The organism is Kaarinaea lacus (assembly GCF_975902315.1).
The window spans coordinates 1-4,707 of sequence record NZ_CDLKIE010000531.1; the positions used below are offsets into that span (position 1 = coordinate 1).

A 4,707-nucleotide genomic window follows, 5' to 3' on the forward strand; every position below is an offset into this window, starting at 1 on the left:
CAGGCCAGTTGTCATAGCGGTGTCGCCAGTCAGAATTAGGATTAAGCCAGACCGCAAATGTCTCAGCCCAGTCTTCATGGGGGTGGCTTTGTGCATACCAGCCAGGCAGATTGATGACGAAACGTTTGCTATATGGTTTTGGTAAATAGGAGTCATGGTATCTGGATTGTGGATTACCAAAGGTTTTCCGCCAATCCTTACGTTCTGTTAGTTTGTAGGCATTTGCGATGGCGTGCGCAGTTTCATGTCGCAATAACTTCATGCACCAGCGATAATTTCCGCCCTCAACTTCCATGACGAAGCTTCGTTCGAGTTTTTGTAACCGGGGATGTGCCAGGAAAAAGGGTATTGCCACGCCAGGGATATGGTCTGGACAAAACCAGTCATCTGATAACCAGAAATGAGGTTGAAATTGTAAATCTTGTTTTTCAAGTTCTTTGTTGAGACGATTGACCCGCTGCATGATAGGACTGTGCTCAAGGGATAACTCCAGATCGCAGATACGCATATCAAGTAATTTATCCTTTGAATACTTTGACCATGAATATTGTCGATGGGACGTTTTTCGTTTCTTTTTAATGACCATTATTTCAGAGATTTTAAATATTTTGAGTGATGAATATTGTCTGGTTTTGCCTTGCAGCGCGACATTTCCGGACATGCTACAATTCGGTTTCCTTTTGAGATTGTATTAGAACTTTCGTCAAATTCAACGAAATATGCTTTCACTTAATGCGCGTGTATTAATTGCAGCTTCGGCAATATTGGCCGCCTTTTTTGGTTTGGCCGGTTTTACCCTGGATCGTGCATATCGGTTGAGTTCGGAAGAAGCGCTGGAAAAGCGACTGGAAGTACAGGTATATGCATTGATAGCACTGGCGGACATAGACGATGCCGGTAATGTTTTTATGCCAGATACTTATCCTGAGACTAGTTTCCTGAGCATATCTACAGATACCTACGCACGAATCACAGATCCTGCAGGTCGCATTGTCTGGAGTACCCCAACGCCGGTGGGTATTAATGTGCCCTACAAAGTCCAGTTGTCACGGAATGAACGCAGTTTTTCATTTTCGTCACCATCAGATTTATTTTCAGTGGCAATGTACAGCCATGGTATTGCCTGGCATGACCAGGCCGATAAGGTATATACCTTCAGTATTGCCGAGAATCTCGAAGACTTTAATAAACAGGTTAAACGCTATCGCCGCAATCTTTGGGGCTTGTTAGGTGGTGTGGCACTGCTGTTGCTGATCGTCCAGGGAACGATAATGAGATGGGGACTGGCACCATTAGGCAGGGCTGCTGGCGAATTGTCTGCGATTGAGTCGGGGCGAACTTTGCGCTTAAGTGAAGACTACCCGGGAGAGATAAAAGGATTAACTGACAACGTCAATGCATTGCTCGAGCATCAGCAGGAACACCTCGAACGTTATCGTCATACATTGGGTGATTTGGCACATAGTCTCAAAACACCAATGGCGGTAATGCAAAGCACACTGGATGAGCAGCGTATTGATAAAAAGCCAGCAAAAATGATCCAGGAACAGCTTGAACGTATGACGCAGATTACCGATTATCAGCTGCAGCGCGCTGCTACTGCAGGTCAAAGCCCTTTAATAGCACCCGTAGACATTGAACGAATGACCCAAAAACTGGTGAATAGCCTGATTAAGGTTTATGCGGATAAAAAAGTTAAAGTGAAATTTAGTATTGATAAGGATATTGTGTTTCATGGGGATGAAGGCGACTTAATGGAAGTGATCGGAAATCTGACCGACAATGCGTTTAAATATTGCGATCATCAAGTCGTTATTGCAACCAGGATGCAATTACATCAAAAGAAAAATACGCAGGGATTACTGTTTACTGTTGAAGATGATGGGCCAGGAGTGCCAGATGCGATGGTGCAACACGTGGTACAACGCGGAGTGAGAGTGGATCAGGGGATTAGTGGTCATGGAATCGGATTATCGGTCGTGCAGGATATTGCACAAATCTATGGCGGTGAATTAACCATTGATTCATCAACACTGGGTGGTGCAGCAATCAGTGTATGGTTGCCTGAATCAACTTAATCTTAAAATGGCGCCTGTTGTCTGACGATTAGAAACTGAAAAAGCCGGTATTTACCGGCTTTTTCATTTAATCTATAAGCTTGTAGTCATGCTGGAACAGGAATTCCAGATGCATCAGCCCAGGTTCTTTCCTGGCTGGTTATTCAATGGTTGTATTTTCGTCTGGACGATCCTGGTTGAGGGGATGGTCTTCGTCATAGATTTGGAAAACCAGGATTGCCATCAAGATAACGGCTAACGCTGTAACGCCCCCGACCATATACGTCAAAATGTCTAACATGATTCTTTCTCCCAAATGTGCTTTATAATATTCCTGTGTGACCAGCGCTTGGCTTCTGTAGCCTCAATACTTCTCTAACCCCAGTACCGCTAGTACCGCGCTAACCATTTTCGTTGTTGTGTATGGTTTAGCCCCTATATTGCAACAATCACGCTCAATATTTCAAGTACTTGTACTTGTGATACTGGATTCCGAACCCTTTTTCGATCATCACAAATCGGTTTCAATATGGCCAAGATGTCCATTGGGTGCAAACATTGCTATTTCTACCGAATTAAGGACCTTTTGATCGCTTATTCCACCTAAAACGTAGGCGTAATTATTAACCACAATGGATGCAGCTGCGCTACGTGCGATATTCAGCGGTGTTGTTGTGCGCCACTGGCCAACACGACCGTTACTATAAATCGGTGCAAATTCGACGTTTTTTAGCCGGCTACGGCCGTTATGACCGCCAGCAATGTAAAGATGATGGTTCATTGCAAATGCAGAGGCTATGAACCTGGGATTCAACAAGCGACTTTTTTCTATCGACCAGGAACTTAAATAGCCGCTGGGATTAATTTCCGAGGATTCGACATCACCATAACTCATCTGATCAGATCGCTGAACATGACCGCCAAGCAGATAGAGTGTCTTTTGATAGAGCGCAGCAGAGTGGATGTAGCGGTCGACTACAGCCTCCTGTGCATCGACCTGCCAGGTACCGAAAGTACCGTCGGAGTTTACGGTGACATGCTCGATGGATTTCAGGAAAACACCGCTGTAGCCCCCGATTGCGTAAATACGATTATCGACAGCCGCCGCCTTTAATCCTCTTCTTGGGAGTCTCATGTTGGAGATGATTTGCCAGTCGCCTAAAGTGCCATCTTTATGAATCGATGCCATTTCTACACTTGCAACAGGATAATTGTCGTCCCCTACAGGGCCACTCCCACCGCCTAGTGCATATATTGAATTATTTACCACAACAGCTGCCAGGTAGAAGCGACCTACGTTCAGTGCGCTCGTAGTTTGCCACGGGCCAAGATCGCCGTTTTTGCCGATCCTGGCAAATTCGACGGATTTTACGTATTGACCCTGTTCATTGACACCGCCAAGCACATATAAATGACCATTTGCCTCCACGCTGGCCAGGGCTCGTCGTGGAAACCGGAAGTTTTTACCCATTTTCCACTGGGCAATCCAGTTTTCCGGATACTGATTTATCGGCTTGTTGTAGACAAATAATCCGGCAATCAAGGTCAGGATAAAAATCAGGATGAAGGGGGCTGCATATTGGTTATTTTTACCTGGTTTATTCATTGGAGAAGGCATATTGATTGTACAAAATGAGGAAAATTCAATATAGTGATTATCTTATTATAATTAGTGCGTTACAGATTAATTAATGTAGTTGATGCGTAAATAAGTATAATTAAAGTTCCAGGAGAAAGCATTCGCTAACGCTAGCATTTAGCAATATCAGGAAATACGGTATGATCCGCCGTACGCATTAGAAGAACAAACGAGCTTTAAGATTATTTTAATGTGGCACAGGTTTACTAAACCTTCGCACACGGGCTAAGTGCGTAATCCATAAAAAATAATAATTAATATTTATGTTGAAATTTAGTACCATGTCTGGGTATGTTAAGTATTTGTACGTAGCATAAGCAATACTTACGTAATGGGGGATGGGTGGCAGTAATACTGTCTTAGTTATTGTTTATCAATAACTTGCCTGTCTATGTTCGTAATATATTCCAGACGGAATTAGTATAGTGTAGTCAAGTGAGTACGGTATTTCGTCAAATGACAGGTAGTGGAACCAAGGGTGCTAGAAACTCCCAGGCAACGAATTTGACTGGCAAAGCTAGATCAGCCCGACTTTGTTACGTGGATGACAGCAGGACATCCGCTTATGTGGTTAAGCGCATGCTTAAACCCTATGGGTATGCTGTGGACCATTATGATTCGGCAGAACCCGCCTTAATCGCTCTTATAGAAACCGATTACGACCTCCTTTTAACAGATTTAAAAGTATCACCAACAGGTATGGATGGTGATGATCTGGTGCGGGCACTACGCGCCAGTGGGCAAAAGAAAATCAGCAGCATGCCTGTGATCGTAATTACCGGTGCCACTGACACCGAAATTTTATCGCAAGTGTACGAAGCCGGCGCCAATCAAATTATGACAAAGCCGGTAAATGGTGAAGAGCTGGATGCGAACATACGCAAACTGGTATACACCAGTAAATCGCAATCGGTGGAAGATGAATTTGCTGATCTCGCGGCTGAAGCAGACGCGCAGGAACAGGCATCAACAGGTGGAGTGGCAAGAGCCACAGTTGTACCATTTGGTCAG

At 44.3% G+C, this 4,707-nt stretch carries 5 protein-coding genes; 2 read left to right on the plus strand and 3 right to left on the minus strand.

Annotated elements, in window-relative coordinates; translation table 11 throughout:
- On the minus strand, positions 1-508 hold a 508-nt coding region (locus ACWVCM_RS16545; protein WP_455202877.1), incomplete at its 3' end, for a putative zinc-binding metallopeptidase.
- Between the two features lie 211 nt (positions 509-719).
- Between ACWVCM_RS16545 and ACWVCM_RS16550 the strand changes: the two genes are divergently transcribed.
- On the plus strand, positions 720-2,078 hold the full coding sequence (locus tag ACWVCM_RS16550) for an ATP-binding protein (protein WP_455202878.1): 1,359 nt from the start codon (positions 720-722) through the stop codon (positions 2,076-2,078).
- Positions 2,079-2,217: 139 nt separating this feature from the next.
- Here the strand turns inward: ACWVCM_RS16550 and ACWVCM_RS16555 are convergent, their stop codons facing one another.
- Together ACWVCM_RS16555 and ACWVCM_RS16560 are read right to left on the minus strand one after the other, a co-directional pair.
- Complete coding sequence (locus tag ACWVCM_RS16555) at positions 2,218-2,358, minus strand: hypothetical protein (RefSeq protein ID WP_455202879.1); 141 nt, start codon at positions 2,356-2,358, stop codon at positions 2,218-2,220.
- A 210-nt stretch (positions 2,359-2,568) separates the two neighbouring features.
- Complete coding sequence (locus tag ACWVCM_RS16560) at positions 2,569-3,663, minus strand: Kelch repeat-containing protein (protein ID WP_455202880.1); 1,095 nt, start codon at positions 3,661-3,663, stop codon at positions 2,569-2,571.
- A gap of 468 nt (positions 3,664-4,131) precedes the next feature.
- Here ACWVCM_RS16560 and ACWVCM_RS16565 point away from each other — a divergent pair.
- Positions 4,132-4,707 (plus strand): response regulator (locus tag ACWVCM_RS16565; RefSeq protein WP_455202881.1); only part of this gene is annotated, 576 nt, incomplete at its 3' end.